The following is a 15,164-nucleotide window of genomic DNA, read 5'->3' as shown; positions in this document are numbered from 1 at the left end:
CGCGATGACCACCGCGGACTTCCGCCCCACACATGTCGTCCCCCAGGACGGGCTGCCCGCCTGGGAGGCGCCGGACGTGGACCGTCCGACCGCGCCGCTGGACGCGCTGCTGCCCGTGCGGCTGGTCGACCGGCTCGGCGACTGGGGGCGGATCGTCTGCGCCAACGGCTGGACGGCGTGGGTCGACGGGCGGCTCCTGATCGCGGTGCCGCGGGACCCGCCGGGCGCAAGTGGCCCGCTGACCCGGACGGCCGACCCGCGCCCGCTCCTGGCCAGGACCGAGGAGGCGGTCGCCGCCTATCGGCGCGCGGCGCAGGACCTGGCGGGCGGCAGCGTGGACGGGGAGACCTTCCGGCGCCGGACGCGCGGATTGCGGGTCGGGGTGGTCGTGGACGGTGAATCGCTGTGGCTGTACGACGCCGAACACGAGCGGTGGGTGTACTGCGACGGGACCCGGCTCAGTACGTATGCGGCGGGGGAGGGGCCGAGCGCCGAGGGGCCGAGTGCCGAGGGGGAGGGGAGCGGTGTTGCGGAGCCCGGGTTCAGGCCCGGGTCCAAGTCCGGGTCCGGGGTTTCGTTGCCCGATGTGGAGCCCACCGCGGTCGTGCCGGTGGTGCCGGGCGGGGCCGATGGTGTCGGGGGTGGGGCGGGGGCGGGCCCGGGGGAGACGCGGGTGGTCGCGGCGGAGGGCGAGCCGGATACCGATCCGCCGCTCCGGCCCGGTGAGGACTGATGGCACCCGCTCAGAGGGAACCCGCGCCGAGGGAACCCGCCCCGAGCCCGCACTCCGGGCGGCCCTCCGAGCTGATCGGGCAGCAGATCGCGGGGTACCGGGTCGAGGGCGAGATCGGCCGGGGCGGCATGGCCGTCGTCTACCGTGCCAAGGACCTGCGCCTCGACCGGACCGTCGCCCTCAAGCTGCTCGCCCCCGAGCTCGCACGCAACGACACCTTCCGCAAGCGCTTCACGCACGAGTCACGCGTGGCCGCCGCGATCGAGCACCCCCACATCGTGCCCGTCTTCGAGGCGGGGGAGACGGACGGGGTGCTCTACATCGCCATGCGGTACGTCCCCGGGCGCGATCTGCGCCACCTGCTCGACCACGCGGGCCCGCTCTCCGTCGAAGCCGCCTTGCGCATCGCCACGCAGGTGGCGTCCGCGCTCGACGCCGCACACGACCACGGTCTCGTCCACCGCGACGTCAAGCCCGGAAACATCCTCGTGGCCAAGGGCACGGACAGCGACCACCCGGAACACGCCTACCTCACGGACTTCGGCCTCACGAAGAAGTCGCTCTCGCTGACCGGGTTCACGACCGTGGGCCAGTTCGTCGGGACCCTCGACTACGTGGCCCCGGAGCAGATATCGGGCCGCCCGGTGGACGGCCGATGCGATGTCTACAGCCTCGCTTGTGTCGTGTACGAGACCATGGCGGGCGGGCCGCCCTTCCAGCGCGACGACGACATCGCCCTGCTCTGGGCCCACCAGTACGACGAGCCGCCCCGCCTGACGGAGAAGAGGCCCGGTGTCGCCGCCGCCCTCGACCCGGTCCTCGCGCGGGCGCTGGCGAAGAGTCCTGAGGACCGGTACGGCTCCTGCCTCGCATTCGCCGCCGCGCTGCGGGCCGCGGCCACGGGAGGCCCCGCGTCGGGCCATCCCGCGACGCGGGTGGACGGCCATGTCGTGGGAGCGCCGGCGGATCCGGGCGCACCCCCCGAGCCGCCGCAGTGGGCCCGGCCGGTCTTCCGCGACCTGACCGGCTGACCGCTGTATGGGCTGACCGCCTGGCGGGTTGAACGGCTGACGGCCTGACCGTGCCCCGCGCTCAGCCGGGATCCGCCCCCCGCTCAGCCGGGGTCCACCTCGACCTTCCCCCGCCGGCGGACCCGCCGGGCGAACAGCCCGCCGAGGAACCCCGAGACCAAACCCCACGCCAGGGCCAGGACCAGGGCGCGCCACAGGACGGGCCGCAGCTCCACCAGGCCGGACAGACCGCCGCCGAGATCGCCGATGCCGAGGAGCGAGAGCCCGTAGTGGGCGGAGACCCCGGCGAGGAGACAGACGGCGAGCACCGTGAGGGTCAGCGCCACCGCCATGTGCACGGCGTGCTGCCAGGCCCGCATCCGTACCGGCGATCGGGCCGCCATCAAGAACGCGGCGCCCAGCACCAGGACCGCCGCGACGACCAGCAGCCACCACACCCGGCCGTCGTGGTCGGCGAGCGTGTTCAGGCTGAGCGTGGTGTCGTCCGGTCTGCGCAGTACGGCGTCGAGGACTTGCGGCATGGGCAGGCCGAAGGGTCCGTCCACCCGGCCCTCCCAGGACGCGCCGAGGCCGAGGGTGAAGGCGAGCCACACGAGGTTGGGGAGCCCGAGCAGCAGCACCGCGAGCGTCGCGGCGGCGTGCCCCCGCGTCACCACCACGCCGAGGCCGATGACGAACCCCAGGGCCACGTACGCCAGCAGCAGGACCACCATGGCGAAGGCGGCGGGGCGTACCGACTCCTGGAAACGCAACAGCCGGGCGGGCAGTGGCGCCGCGCGTGAGACGAGCAGGACCACGATGAGAACGCCCGCGAGCCACAGCAGTCCGAACAGGAGGGTCAGAGGCACGTCGGTCTCGAAACCGACCTCCGGGGAGGAGTCCAGCGCGTCGCCGATGTCGGCGGCGGGGCCGTCCCCGAGCGGAATCCTGAAGCGGTGTCGGGCCAGCAGACCGAGGCCGACGAGGAGCAGGAGCCAGAGCACCGCGATGCGGCCGGCCCAGCCGGCGAGTTCCTTCGCGTCGGCGACGGCCCGGTGCCGCAGCGGCCTGAGGAATCCGGCGGCGATCGCCAACGCCCCCGCGAGACTGACGGAGAGCGGGAGCACGGAGAGCCCGGCGTTCGTCTCGGCGATCGCCCCCGCGTCGCCGGAGAGCCCCACGGAACCTCCGACCGCCATCACGACGACGGCCGCCACGACGCTCGGGAACGCCCCGCCGGGAAGGTCGGTGGCGCCCGCGGCCCACAGGCCGAGCGCGGCGACGACGGCCATGGCCACCAAGGAGGCGAGCACGGCCACCAGGGCGTGGGGCCAGCCGTGGGGTGCCCGTCGGCCCTGCTCCGCTGTCCGCCCAGGCGGTGTCTGCTCGCTCACGCTGTCACGCTAAGCAGCGTCGGACCGGCTCGCCCGTCGGGAGGGCCGACCGCGTCAGCTTGCGGGCTCCGGGGAGCCGATGCACACAATGGGCACGATAGGCGCGTAACGGTCCAAAACGTACGCCGTGGATCCTTCTGCGCGCGACATTCCCCTACGCCGGAACGCCTACGCCTGAGTCCCTACGCCAGCTTCCCCCGAGCCAGGTCCCGCTGCGCCGGATCCCCCCCCCACGCGGGATCCCCGTACCCAGATCCCTTACGCAGCCCCGCAGCCCCGCAGCCCCGTACCCAGATCCCCTATGCAGGGAGTGTTCGTGAGCGTCGAGCCGCCGTCGTCAGGACGCCCCACCGGGCCGCCTTCGGGCCCGCTCTCGGGCCCTTCGCAGCCGAGCCCCTCCGGGCCGGGCGACACCCAGGCGGGCGCGACCCGCGCCGACTCGACGCCGCCGCCGGGAGCCGAGCGGCCGTCCGGCCCGCCGGGCGGCGGCCCACCGAGCGGCCCGGGCGGCGACGGGCACGGCGACGGCCCAGGCGGGTCGGGCGCGGGCTCCGGTGGGAGCCAGGGGCCGTCCCGTCCGTGGTGGAAGTCCGCGCCCCGCGTCGCGGCGCTCTCCGCCGCCGTGGTGGCGGCGGCGGTGCTGGCCGTCGTCCTCACCCGCCCCGACGGCTCGTCGGGCGGCGGTTCACCGGAGGCCGGCGGTGAGGTCCTGCTCCAGCCCGCGGCCAAGTCGGGGCCCGACCCCTTCACCGAGTCGACGGCGCGCGGCGACTCCAGGCCCCCTTCCCCGCTCGCGCTGCCGAGCTCGTCGGCGTCGGCCAATGTGACGCGCGGTGTCGACGGCTCCGCACCCGGCCTCTACGGCGGGACGCAGAACGTCGCCAGCTGCGACGTGGAGAAACAGGTCGGCGCGCTCCAGAAGGACCCGGCCAAGAACAAGGCGTTCGCCTCCGTCCTCGACATCCAGCCGTCCGGCGTCCCCGGCTATCTGCGCGCGCTCACGCCCGTGCAGTTGCGGTTGGACACCCGTGTCACCAACCACGGCTACCGCGACGGCGCCCCCACCAGCTACCAGTCCGTGCTCCAGGCCGGTACCGCGGTGCTCGTCGACGACCACGGCGTGCCGCGGGTGCGCTGCGCCTGCGGCAACCCGCTGCTGCCTCCCGTCGCGCAGAAGGGCACACCGAAGCGGACGGGCGAGGCGTGGCCCGGGTACCGGCCGTCGAACGTCGTGGTCGTGGCGCCCGCCATCCAGGTGGTGAACAAGTTCGTCGTGTACGACCCGGACGGCGGTGCCTGGTTCGAGCGGCACAAGGGTGACACGGGCACCGGCGACACGAAGACGAAACCGCCGGTGACGACCCCCTCCTCGCCCACCTCTGAGTCCCCCTCCATCTCGCCGTCCGCCGGCGAGTCGTCCTCGACGACCAGCCCCTCGCCGTGCGTCTCGCTCTCCCCCGGCACGTCCTCGGAGAAGCGCTGCCCGCACACGTCCGCACCGCCGTCCGCGCCGCCCTCCTCACCCTCCTCGCAACCCCCCTCCTCGCCCGCCTCGCAGCCCCCCTCCTCGCCCGCCTCGCAGCCCCCGTCCTCGGCCATGGAGCAGTCGCCCGCGCTGTCCGAGCCCGCGTCGCCACCCTCGTCCGCAGGGACGGGCGGGGGTTCATGACCCAGGCATGGCGGTCGGGTGACACGGGTTTTGCCACGGCCGGGCGCCGGGGACTGATCACCCTGTTCCTTACCCCACCGCTCGAACAGGAGCCATCATGCGTATGCGCACCACCCTGGCCGCCGGCGCTCTCGCCGTCGCCGCGATCCTCGGCAGCACCGGCACCGCGCTGGCCGACGGGTACGACAACCACCACTCCGGCGGCGGCAGCGGCGCCTGCGGCGAGTTCGCCGCGGCGATCCACGGCAACGCCGCGTGGGGCAACGGCTGTAAGCACTCGCAGTGGCAGGGCATGATGCCCGGGCACGGCCACCAGGGTGGCTTCAACTCGTTCTAGCTCCTCGTAGCCGGAACCAGCACGGAGTACGAACAGGGCGTACGAGCCCGGCGCCTCAGCGCCGAGTTCGAGCACCGAGTTCAAGTACGCGGCACGCGTACGCAGGGCGCGGCCCGCCGTCATGGCGGACACGCGCCCTGTCGCTCGTGCGGGCAGCGGTGCTCAGGCGTCCGCATCCGTTGGCGCGGCCGCAGCGTGTCAGGCATGGGTGTCCGGAGGGCGGGTACGTCCACTGCCGTACGCAGGGTGTCGCGGAAGCGGCCCACGAGCGAGGGGTGGCACAAGTGATTCGAAAGCTCCAAGCGGTCGCGCTGGACTGCGCCGATCCGGTACGTCTCGCCGAGTTCTACGCGGAGCTCCTCGGCGGCCGGGTCACCGCGGATCCCGACGACTCCGACTGGGTCGAGGTCGGCGGGTTCGAGGGGACGCCCCTGGCCTGCCAGCGCGTGGAGGGCTACCAGCCGCCGCAATGGCCCGGCCAGGAGCGCCCGCAGCAGCTGCACCTGGACTTCGACGTGGACGATCTCGACGCGGAGGAGAAGCGGGCGCTGGCTCTCGGCGCGACCCTGCTGGAGCGCACGGACGAGGTGCGCCCCGGGGCCAACTGGCGGGTCTACGCGGACCCGGCCGGCCACCCGTTCTGCCTCTGCCTCCACTGAGCCCCACCCCCTTTTTCGTCATGTGACGCGGGTCACGTCTGCCCCATGTCACGAACGGACGCGCTGCTTGCGTCTGGTGGTCGTCCGCACGGCGGGAACGACCGCGACGAAAGAGGCAGCAGCGATGAACACGACAACGGCCCAGCAGCACGAGGTCCTGGTCCTGGGCGCCGGTTACGCCGGGCTCGGGGCGGCGATCCAGCTCGCGGTCCGCACCAAGAAGCGCGGGAACGTGCGGGTCACGCTGGTCAACCCGTACGACACCTTCACCGAGCGGCTGCGGCTGCACATGACCGCCACCGGCCAGGAAACGGCCGAGATGAACATCGCGGAGATGCTCGACGGCACCGGGGCCGAATTCGTGCGGGGCTGGGTGACCGCCGTGGACGCGGCGGCGAAGACCGTCCGCATCGACGACGACCGGGTCCTGCGCTACGACACCCTGGTCTACGGCCTGGGCAGCATCGCGGACACCACCACCGTCCCCGGAGTCGACGACCACGCGTACACCTTCAACAGCCCCGAGGACGCCGCCGTCCTCGCCGACCGGCTGGCCCGGCTCGACGGCGGCACGGTCGTGGTCGGGGGCAGCGGTCTCACCGGTGTCGAGGCCGCGGCGGAGATCGCCGAGCGGCACCCGGAGCTCCACGTGGTGCTGTTGGGCAGGCAGGAGCCGGGCGCGAGCATGCACCCGAAGGCCAAGGCCCATGTGGACGCGGCGCTCGCCCGGCTCGGTGTGGAGGTGCGCGCCGGCGTCGAGGTGACCAAGGTGTTGCCGGACAGGGTCGAACTCGCGGACGGGACCGGCATCGACGCCGCCGCGACGCTGTGGACCAGTGGCACCCGGGTCTCGCCGCTGGCCGCCGGCGCGGGGCTCACCGTCGACGAGCGCGGCCGGGTGGTCACCGACACCGCGCTGCGCTCGGTCTCCCACCCCGATGTCTACGCCGTGGGCGACGCGGCGGCGATCCGGCAGGGCTACGGAGTGATGCACGGAACCTGCCAGGGCGGCATGCCCACCGGGGTGCACGCGGCCCTGTCGATCCTGCGGGTGCTGGCCGGCAAGGAGCCCAAGCCGTTCCGCTTCGGCTACTACCACACCCCCGTCAGCCTGGGCCGCAACGACGGCGTCGTACAGTTCACCCACCCCGACGACAGCCCCCGGCGGATCGTGCTGACCGGCAAGCGGGCCGCCAAGTACAAGGAGACGGTCAGCGCGGCGCCGTGGCCGACCTTCGCCCGTATGAAGAAGATGCCCGTCTCGGGCGCGTTCTGGCCGCACGGCGGCCGCTACACCCGGATCCGGAGTGCCAAATGACCCAGCCGCAGCAGGCCGACGCCGACCAGCTCGCGTTCCAGCAGTACCGCACCCTGCTCTTCTCCGTCGCCTACCGCATCCTCGGCACCGCAGCCGACGCCGAGGACGTGGTCCAGGACGCCTGGCTCAAGTGGTCGGCGGCCGACCGCTCCCAAGTCGCCGACCCCAAGGCCTACTTGACCCGGATCATCTCCAACCTGGCGATGGAGCTGCTGCGTTCGACCCGGCACCAGCGCGAGACGTACGTCGGGCCCTGGCTGCCCGAGCCGATCCTCACCGGCCCGGACACCGCCGACGGCGTGGTCGCGGCGGACTCGGTCTCCATGGCACTGCTGGTCGTCCTGGAGACGCTCAGCCCCCTGGAGCGCGCGGTGTTCGTCCTGAAGGAGGTCTTCGCCTTCAGTTACGGGGAGATCGCGCAGGCGGTGGAGCGCTCGGAGCCGGCCGTCCGGCAGGCCGCCCACCGTGCCCGCGAGCACGTCCAGGCCCGCCGGCCCCGGTTCGCCACGGACCGTACCCGCCAACACGACGTCGCCGAGCGGTTCTTCGCGGCGGCGACGGGCGGGGACATCAACACCCTCATGGAACTGCTCTCCCCGGATGTCACGCTGTGGACCGACGGCGGTGGCAAGGTCCGTCAGGCCCTCAAGCCGGTCATCGGCCTGGAGACCGTGGCGCGCTGGTTCGCCGCGCTCGGCAGCACGAGCTATCAGGGCGTCGAACCCGGGCAGATGCGGGCGGAACTCACCTCGATCAACGGCGGCCCGGGCCTGGTCTTCCAGGGCCCGGACCGGGTGATCGCCACGATGACCTTCGACTTCGACGCCGAGGGCCGCATCTCGGCCATCCACAACGTGGCCAACCCCGACAAGCTCCACGCCGTGGCCGACGGCACGCGCCACGAACTCACCTGACACGCCCCCGCCGGACGGGACGGCAGGGCTCAGACCGGCTCGGGCCGGGGTTCCGGTCGTAGCAGGGGAGCGGCCTGCGGGTCCCAGGCCCGGGTGGTCCGTACGTAGCGGTGGATCACGGAAGCCATCGCCAGCAGGACGAGGGGCCCGAACAGCCACGGGTGGGTCGCCATCCGCATCGGCAGGAAGGCGTAGGCGACCAGGAGCGCGCCGAACACGGCCGTGCCGTAGCCGACCAGGCGGACTCCCGAGCGGTCCCAGCCCCGGTCGAGCGTGCGCAGCGCCGCCTCGACGGTGAGCGCGAACACCACGCCGGCGACGAGGTCGACGCCGTAGTGATAGCCGAAGCCGAGGGTCGCGCTGAGCGTGGCGATGAGCCAGAACGCGCCCGCGTACCGCAGGACGCGCGGGCCCCTGCGGGTGTGGATGAAGATCGCGGTCGCCCAGGCCGTGTGCAGGCTCGGCATGCAGTTGCGCGGGGTGATCCCGTCGTACGGCACCGCGTGCGGGACGGCGATCGGCGGGGGTGTGTGCGGCCAGAGGTTGGCCACCGCCCACTGGACGCCACCGGTGCCGGAGGCGCCCGGACCGTAGGCGAAGACCGGTCCGACCACCGGGAAGATCATGTAGACCGCCGGGCCGAGGAGGCCGATCACGAGGAACGTCCGCACCAGATGGTGGCGTGGGAAGCGCCGTTCGGACGCCACGTTGCGGAGCTGGTAGAGGGCCACGACGATCGCCGCCACCGCGAGCTGGGCGTAGACCCAGGCGAGAACCTGGGTGCCGGCCGGGCCGATCGCCTCCAGCGCCCGGCCCGCCGCCCACGACGGGTTGCCCAACGCGTGGTCGGCGAGCGCGACATACGGGTCGAGCACGGTCGGCCGGGTCTTCGACGTGATGAGCAGCCAGGCGTCACCGGTCTTGCGGCCGGTCACCAGGAGGAGCCCGAGGCCGACGCCCTTCAACAGCAGGGCGCGTTCCTCGCCGGTGCGGCGCGTGATCGCGAAAACCGCGCACCCCAGCATGGCCCACAGGGCGCCATTGCCGAAGAAGTGGTCGGCGGGCACCTTGACGTGCGCCGCCCACCGCGCCAGGACGAAGACGGCGTCGATGCCGATCGCGGCTGCGGCGGCGACGAACCGCTGGCGCCAGGTGAGGACCACCATCATCAGGGCAAGACCGCCGTAGAGCGGCCCCGGCTTGGGCGGGAATATCAGCTCACGCGCCTGGAGGGTGATCGGCCCGGGTACGCCGCCGTAACGGCGCGCGACGATCTCCAGGGCGATGAGGAACCCGAGGGTCGCCGCGCCCGCCGTGGCCCACAGGATCAGCCGGGGCCGACTCCCCGGGACGGAACCGAGGGTGCGGCTTATTCGCGATATGCGCGGCAATGACCGCGAATCTTTAGGTATCAATGTGTTTCGGCCGATGTGTTAGACGCTGGGGAGCGGCTCACCCTTCACGTGGCACGGCGTTCTGTTCCGGTCGGGGAAGGGGTGACGCGGGTTGCCTCTCGGCAGCTCGATCATGCCATCGGGCCGATACGGGCGGTCGCCCGGGCATCCCTCGCCCCAGGGAGGCGGCCGCGAGCCCGGCCGTCACGGGGTGAGGGACGCGGCGGGCGGCGTTGAGGAAACGCGTTCACTTCCGCGGGCGAAGGACGATCAGGCGCAGGGTGTCCGTACCGGCGTAGGTCACGAACACCCCGGCGCCCTGCGCGATGGCGTCGGGCGTGCTCATCGCCTTGGGGAGCGGTTGCGCCGAGCCCGCACGCGCCGACACCGCCACCGGCGTCCTCGGCTTGTCCTCCCCGGCCACGCCGTAGGCGGTGCCGTCGTCGCCGACCGCATTGAGGGTGATCTTCTTGGCGTCGCTCTCGCCTCCGGTGCAGATGCCCCGGCCCGTAGTGAGGTCGTAGACGGCGCCGCCCTTGCCCAGATAACGGCCGTTGGGGGACACGGCCGGCCGTACCTCGGCGAGGTTCGTCGGCCGCGGGAGGTCCGCGTCGTACTCGGTGGTGTCCGCGTCGCACGCTGCCGTGGCCTGCACCGCACCGGTGGCCAGATCGTGGATGGCGGACAGGCCGCGCGTCGCGGACGTGCCCCGCGGCCGCCAGTTCGCGATCAAGTGGCTTCCCACCGCGCCGACGACACGGCCGTTGGGCTCGCGGCGGACGCCGTTGATGACGGTGTCGTAGTCGAGCAGGCTGTCGGCGCCCGGCGGCGTCACCCTGCTGCTCTGCCAGCCGCCCTCCACACCGAAACCGCCCTTGCCCGTGCCGCCCTCCTTGCCGTTCGTCACCAGGCCGCGCGGTCCGGGGACGGACATCAGGTAGTCCGGCTCGACGGCCTCGCCGTTGAGCGTCACCCCCCCGTCGCCACGTCGGGTGACCTTGCCGTCGGGCGCCACGAGGATGCTGTCGTGGTCATACGGCCGCCGAGCCCGGGGTGAGCCAGATGAACCGGGTGAGCCGGATGAGCGGGGTGAGTCGGATGAACCGGGGTCGGGGGCCGTTCAGGCGAGGCGTTCCAAGGTGGCGGCGACCGCGCCCGCGCCGTCCTCCCCGGCCAGCTCCCGGGCCACCCGGCGAGCCCTCGCGCGCAGGGCCGGGGCGCCGGTGGCCGCCGTGATCGCGTCGGCGAGGCGGGATGCGGTCAGGCGCTGGTAGTGCAACGGGCGGGTCGCCACCCCCAGGGCATGGACGCGGCCGGCCCAGAAGTGCTGGTCCAGTTGGACGGGGACGGGCACCGCGGGGACGCCGGCGCGGAGGGCGGCCGCCGTGGTGCCCGCGCCCGCGTGGTGGACGACTGCCGCGGTTTTCGGGAACAGCCAGGCGTGCGGCACCTCGCGCACCGTGAGGACGTCGTCGCTCTCCACCCGCAGACCGCTCCAGCCGGCCTGCACGATGCCGCGCACCTTCGCGCGGCGCAGGGCGTCGGCGAGCAGGGTGCTCAGCCGTTCCGCGTCGCTCTCGACGAAGCTCCCGAACCCGGCGAGGACCGGGGGCGGACCCGCCGCCAGGAAATCCAGCAGCCGGGGTTCGGGCCGCCAGTCCGGCGGCGTTGGAGGCCACCAGTACCCACAGACCCGGTGGCCCTCGGGCCAGTCCGCCGGGCGCGGCACCACGCGCGGGCTGAAGCCGTGCAGGACGGTACGCCCGGGCGGCAGACCCAGCGGGCCGCTCAACCTCCGTGCGGGCAGGCCGAGTTCATGCCGCAACCCGCCCACGGCCGGGCCGAAGATCCGGTCGGTGACGGCCCTCAGGACCCGGGCGCCCAAGCGGTTGCCGTACGCGCCGAACGAGCGGGCTCCGACGACCACCGGCGGGAAGGCCGCGGTGGGCTCGATCGGCTGCACATAGACACCGAGGTTCGCCACGCCCAGCGCCTCACCCAGTACGGCGCACATCGGGTCGGTGAGCGTGGAACTCAGCAGGACGTCGGCGCCTTCGCGCACGGCGTCGGCCACGCCGGTGGCCAGCGCCGGCATGAACGCCCTGGCCATGCGTGCCACCCGGGCCAGCGCCACCGGTGGGCTGACCGCCCTGGCGAGCCCCTGTCCCGACGCGGAGGCCAGCTCTTGGCGGGGGTCCACGGGGAGGGGCCGGAACGCGAGGCCGTGCGCGCGCACGGCTTGCCGGAACCGTTCGTGGGTGGCGAGGGCGACCTCGTGGCCCTCGGTGCGCAGCCGTACGCCCAGGCCGGTGTACGGGGCGACGTCGCCCCAGGTTCCCGCCGTCACGATCAGTACGCGCACCCCGCCAGCATGCCAGCGCGAGCCCGCCCGCGGCGGCAGAACCGACCCGCCTTCCCCCCCCGGCCCGGGGTCGCTTTTCGCGCAGTTCCCCGCGCCCCTAAACCCTCTCGACCCTGCGGACCGTGCCCGCGTCTCGCGCAGTTCCCCGCGCCCCTAACCCCGCTTTCGTCTGCGGGCCGTGGTCGGTTCTTGCGCAGTTCCCCGCGCCCCAAAAAACCCGTTTTCGTCTGCACGCCGCAGGTGGCTGGTCGCGCAGTTCCCCGCGCCCCTTAACCACTCGGTGCGGGGCCACCTACAGCCCGTCCGGCGATTGAGGACGAGCGCCCTTTAGGCGCGAACGGGGTCTGGGGCGGAGCCCCAGGGGCCGGAACCAACCAACCTCCGTCACGGGCGGGCGGGTGGGCAAACGCGTCGGGGTCTGGGGCGGAGCCCCAGGGGGCCGGAACCGATCAGCCCGCTGCACGGGCGGGTCTTCTGTCCGGGTTTGGCGGCGCAGCATCGCGGTCATACGGCGAAAGCGACGCCCACCCCTCCCGACGTACCAAGAAAGCACGAGCACCGACGTGAGCATGCAGACAGAACAGCCGGCGCCCGCCGCACCCGACGCCCCGGCCGCGCTCAAGCGGGCGCTGGGCACACCGCTGCTGTACTTCTTCATCCTGGGCGACGTGCTGGGCGCCGGCGTCTACGTCCTCATCGGACAGGTCGCGTCGAAGTCCGGCGGCGCGGTGTGGGTGCCGCTGGCCGTGGCCCTCGGCCTCGCGCTGCTGACCGCCGCCTCCTACGCCGAGCTCGCCACGAAGTACGCCCGGGCCGGCGGGGCCTCGTACTACGCGACGCTCGCCTACGGCCCCTTCGTCGGCTTCTTCACCGGGTTCTGCATGCTGGCGGCCGGCATCGTGTCCGTCGCGGCACTCGCCCGGGGGTTCGGCGGCACCTATCTCACCGCGTTCGTGAACCTGCCCGTCGCCCTGGTGGCCGTCCTGTTCCTCGGGGCGCTCGCCCTGCTCAACGCGCGCGGCATCAGCGAGTCCACCCGCGCCAACGTGGTGGCCACGGTCATCGAGACGAGCGGTCTGCTCCTCATCATCGGCCTCGGCGTGTGGCTCGTCGTACGGGGAGACGGCGACGTGGGCCGGCTGACGCAGCTCGGCACCCCCGAGCGCGGGCCGATGGCCGCCGCGCTGAGCGGCGCGGTGCTCGCCTACTACTCCTTCGTGGGGTTCGAGACCTCCGTCAACGTGGCCGAGGAGACGCGCAACCCCCGCCGCGCCTACCCGCGGGCCCTGTTCGGCGCCCTGGGAACGGCCGGGCTGATCTACGCGGCGGTCGGCGCCGCGGCCTCCGCCGCCGTACCCACCGGCGTCCTGGCCGGCTCCGACGGCCCGCTGCTCGAAGTGGTCCGGGCCGCCGGCGGCGTCCCCGGCTCGCTGTTCTCGGCGATCGCGCTGGTCGCGGTGGCGAACGGAGCGCTGCTCACCGGGATCATGTGCTCCCGCCTCGCCTTCGGCATGGCCCGCGAGCGCCTGCTGCCGTCGTTCCTCACCCGGGTGCTGCCCAGGCGCCGCACCCCGTGGGCCGCCATCGCCACCACCACCGCGCTGTCCCTGCTGCTCGCGCTCACGGGCGACATCGAGACACTGGCCGCGACGCTGGTGCTGCTCCTGCTGGTGGTGTTCTTCACGGTCAACACCGCGGTCCTCGTCCTGCGCCGCCGCGACACGTCGGGCAACCCGGACCACTTCCGCGCGCCGGCGGTGATCCCGGTCCTGGGCGCCCTCTCGTGCGTGGTGCTGGCCACCCAGATCGACCACGAGGTGTGGCTGCGCGGCCTCGTCCTGCTGGCGGTGGGCGCGGCCCTCGGCCTTGTGTCCGCCAAGGTGTCCCGCCGTACGGCCGCACCGTCCGAGGCGACCGCGGCGCCGGGCGGCGGCCCCACCGCGCCCTGACGAATCGCACCTTCTGTGCGAGCCTGAGGGGAGTGCGCGAGGCCGGCGCGGCCGTCCTCACTCCGTGTAGGAACGCCGCCGGGGGGAACCGGGAGGGCGGCACACCTCGGCGGCACACGTCGGCGGCCCACCTCGCCCCACAACCCCCGGGAGCAGCGGCATGAACCCTCGACCGCATCGTTTCGCAGGACGCACCGCACTGGTCACCGGGTCCTCGCGTGGCCTCGGGCTGCTCATCGCCCGGGAGCTGACGGCCCGGGGCTGTCGCGTCATGCTCTGCGCCCGGGGTGCCGAGGGGCTGGCCGCCGCGGAACGCAAGCTGCGCGCCACCGGCGCCGAGGTCGCCTCGTGCGCCTGCGACATCACCGAGCCCGACGCCCCGCAGCGCCTGCTCGACGCGGTCCACGAACGGTTCGGGCCGCTGGACATCCTGGTCAACAGCGCCGGCATCATCCAGGTGGGCCCGGTGGAGACCTTCGAGGAGAAGGACTTCCGGGAGGCGATGGAGACGATGCTCTTCTCCCCCCTGCGGCTCGCGCTCGCGGCGCTGCCCGACCTCCGCGCGAGCGGGGCGGGAACGCTGGTGACCGTGTCGTCGATCGGCGGCCGGATCGCCGCCCCTCATCTATTGCCGTACGTCACGGCCAAGTTCGCCGCCGCCGGTTTCTCCCAGGGGCTGCGCGCCGAACTCGCGGGCTCGGGCGTCAGCGTGACCACCGTCTTCCCGGGCCTGATGCGGACCGGCTCGCACACCGCTGCCAAGTTCTTCGGCCGCCCGGGCGCGGAGTACGGCTGGTTCGGCGCGGCGGCCACGCTGCCCCTGCTGTCCATGGACGCCGGGCGCGCGGCCAGGGCCGTGGTGCGCGCCGCGGAACGCGGTCGCCCCGAACTCGTCCTCACCCCGGCCGCCAAGGTCGCCGTACGGCTGCAAGGCGTGGCGCCCGCCTCCATGGCCCGGCTGCTGTCCCTCACGGACCGCGCGCTGCCCGGGCCCGGAGACCACCCGCGTCGCGATGTGCCGGGCGCCGAGGCGGCCAAGCAGTCCAGGCTGCCGCGCTGGGTCACCACACTCGGCGACCGCGCCGGCCGCCGCCTGGGCGAGCCACGGCCGCACAACTGACGTAGGGGGTGGCGTAGTTCGGGCCCGGGGCTGTCGGGTCGGCCGGCGGTGCGGTAACTACCCTTCCCCGTACGGCAGTTGCGGCGCGGTGTGCCGGGGGCGGCCCGTGACGGTGGACGGGGCCGGCGGACGGGGGTGGCGAGGCGGGGCCGGCGGACGGGGGCGGCGAGGTGGGGCCGCTGGACCGGGCCGGTGAGGCGGGAATCGCCGCGTTTTCGGCCATCGCGTGAGAGACTCTGCGGCAGCCGTATGTCATGTACCGGACAGGCCGCGCGATGGCGCGATGCCGCACAACGATGGGGGAC

13 protein-coding genes are annotated in these 15,164 nt (G+C 73.5%); 9 read left to right on the top strand and 4 right to left on the bottom strand.

Features of this window, described 5'->3' with window-relative positions; all coding sequences use genetic code 11:
- Window positions 1-4 precede the first annotated feature (4 nt).
- Both DWB77_RS05885 and DWB77_RS05880 read left to right on the top strand, forming a co-directional pair.
- Complete coding sequence (locus tag DWB77_RS05885; protein WP_246033425.1) at window positions 5-733, top strand: hypothetical protein; 729 nt, start codon at window positions 5-7, stop codon at window positions 731-733.
- Window positions 733-1,764 carry a serine/threonine-protein kinase gene (locus tag DWB77_RS05880; RefSeq protein WP_120720229.1) on the top strand — a complete coding sequence of 344 codons (1,032 nt, stop codon included), beginning with the start codon at window positions 733-735 and terminating at the stop codon, window positions 1,762-1,764. The genes DWB77_RS05885 and DWB77_RS05880 overlap by 1 nt, the downstream gene beginning before the upstream one ends.
- Before the next feature lie 83 nt (window positions 1,765-1,847).
- Here the strand turns inward: DWB77_RS05880 and DWB77_RS05875 are convergent, their stop codons facing one another.
- Window positions 1,848-3,137 carry a streptophobe family protein gene (locus tag DWB77_RS05875; RefSeq protein WP_120720228.1) on the bottom strand — a complete coding sequence of 430 codons (1,290 nt, stop codon included), beginning with the start codon at window positions 3,135-3,137 and terminating at the stop codon, window positions 1,848-1,850.
- A gap of 316 nt (window positions 3,138-3,453) precedes the next feature.
- Here DWB77_RS05875 and DWB77_RS05870 point away from each other — a divergent pair, with 316 nt between their 5' ends.
- The 5 genes from DWB77_RS05870 to DWB77_RS05850 all read left to right on the top strand — a co-directional run bounded on the left by DWB77_RS05870 (window position 3,454) and on the right by DWB77_RS05850 (window position 8,034).
- Window positions 3,454-4,806 carry a DUF6777 domain-containing protein gene (locus DWB77_RS05870; RefSeq protein WP_246033424.1) on the top strand — a complete coding sequence of 451 codons (1,353 nt, stop codon included), beginning with the start codon at window positions 3,454-3,456 and terminating at the stop codon, window positions 4,804-4,806.
- Window positions 4,807-4,903: 97 nt separating this feature from the next.
- Entirely contained in the window at window positions 4,904-5,143 is a 240-nt protein-coding gene (locus tag DWB77_RS05865) for a hypothetical protein (protein WP_162952446.1), read from the top strand.
- A 284-nt stretch (window positions 5,144-5,427) separates the two neighbouring features.
- Complete coding sequence (locus DWB77_RS05860; RefSeq protein ID WP_120720226.1) at window positions 5,428-5,802, top strand: VOC family protein; 375 nt, start codon at window positions 5,428-5,430, stop codon at window positions 5,800-5,802.
- A gap of 124 nt (window positions 5,803-5,926) precedes the next feature.
- Entirely contained in the window at window positions 5,927-7,120 is a 1,194-nt protein-coding gene (locus DWB77_RS05855; protein ID WP_120720225.1) for an NAD(P)/FAD-dependent oxidoreductase, read from the top strand.
- Window positions 7,117-8,034, top strand: a complete 918-nt coding sequence (locus tag DWB77_RS05850) for an RNA polymerase sigma-70 factor (RefSeq protein WP_120720224.1) — start codon at window positions 7,117-7,119, stop codon at window positions 8,032-8,034. Before DWB77_RS05855 ends, DWB77_RS05850 begins: the two co-directional genes overlap by 4 nt.
- Window positions 8,035-8,063: 29 nt before the next feature.
- Here the strand turns inward: DWB77_RS05850 and DWB77_RS05845 are convergent, their stop codons facing one another.
- The 3 genes from DWB77_RS05845 to DWB77_RS05835 form a co-directional block, all read right to left on the bottom strand.
- On the bottom strand, window positions 8,064-9,365 hold the full coding sequence (locus DWB77_RS05845; protein WP_174248678.1) for a phosphatase PAP2 family protein: 1,302 nt from the start codon (window positions 9,363-9,365) through the stop codon (window positions 8,064-8,066).
- A 310-nt stretch (window positions 9,366-9,675) separates the two neighbouring features.
- Entirely contained in the window at window positions 9,676-10,443 is a 768-nt protein-coding gene (locus tag DWB77_RS05840) for a hypothetical protein (protein ID WP_120720223.1), read from the bottom strand.
- A 105-nt stretch (window positions 10,444-10,548) separates the two neighbouring features.
- Complete coding sequence (locus tag DWB77_RS05835; RefSeq protein ID WP_120720222.1) at window positions 10,549-11,790, bottom strand: glycosyltransferase; 1,242 nt, start codon at window positions 11,788-11,790, stop codon at window positions 10,549-10,551.
- Between the two features lie 569 nt (window positions 11,791-12,359).
- Between DWB77_RS05835 and DWB77_RS05830 the strand changes: the two genes are divergently transcribed.
- Together DWB77_RS05830 and DWB77_RS05825 are read left to right on the top strand one after the other, a co-directional pair.
- On the top strand, window positions 12,360-13,739 hold the full coding sequence (locus DWB77_RS05830) for an APC family permease (RefSeq protein ID WP_120727409.1): 1,380 nt from the start codon (window positions 12,360-12,362) through the stop codon (window positions 13,737-13,739).
- Window positions 13,740-13,899: 160 nt separating this feature from the next.
- A complete protein-coding gene (locus DWB77_RS05825) occupies window positions 13,900-14,859 on the top strand; it encodes an SDR family NAD(P)-dependent oxidoreductase (protein WP_120720221.1) in 960 nt (319 codons plus the stop codon).
- The last annotated feature ends 305 nt before the right edge of the window (window positions 14,860-15,164 follow it).

The organism is Streptomyces hundungensis (genome assembly GCF_003627815.1).
In the GTDB taxonomy this organism is placed as follows: domain Bacteria; phylum Actinomycetota; class Actinomycetes; order Streptomycetales; family Streptomycetaceae; genus Streptomyces; species Streptomyces hundungensis_A.
The sequence above is the reverse complement of the archived record's forward strand: the minus strand, read 5'-3'. Positions and strand labels throughout refer to the sequence as shown.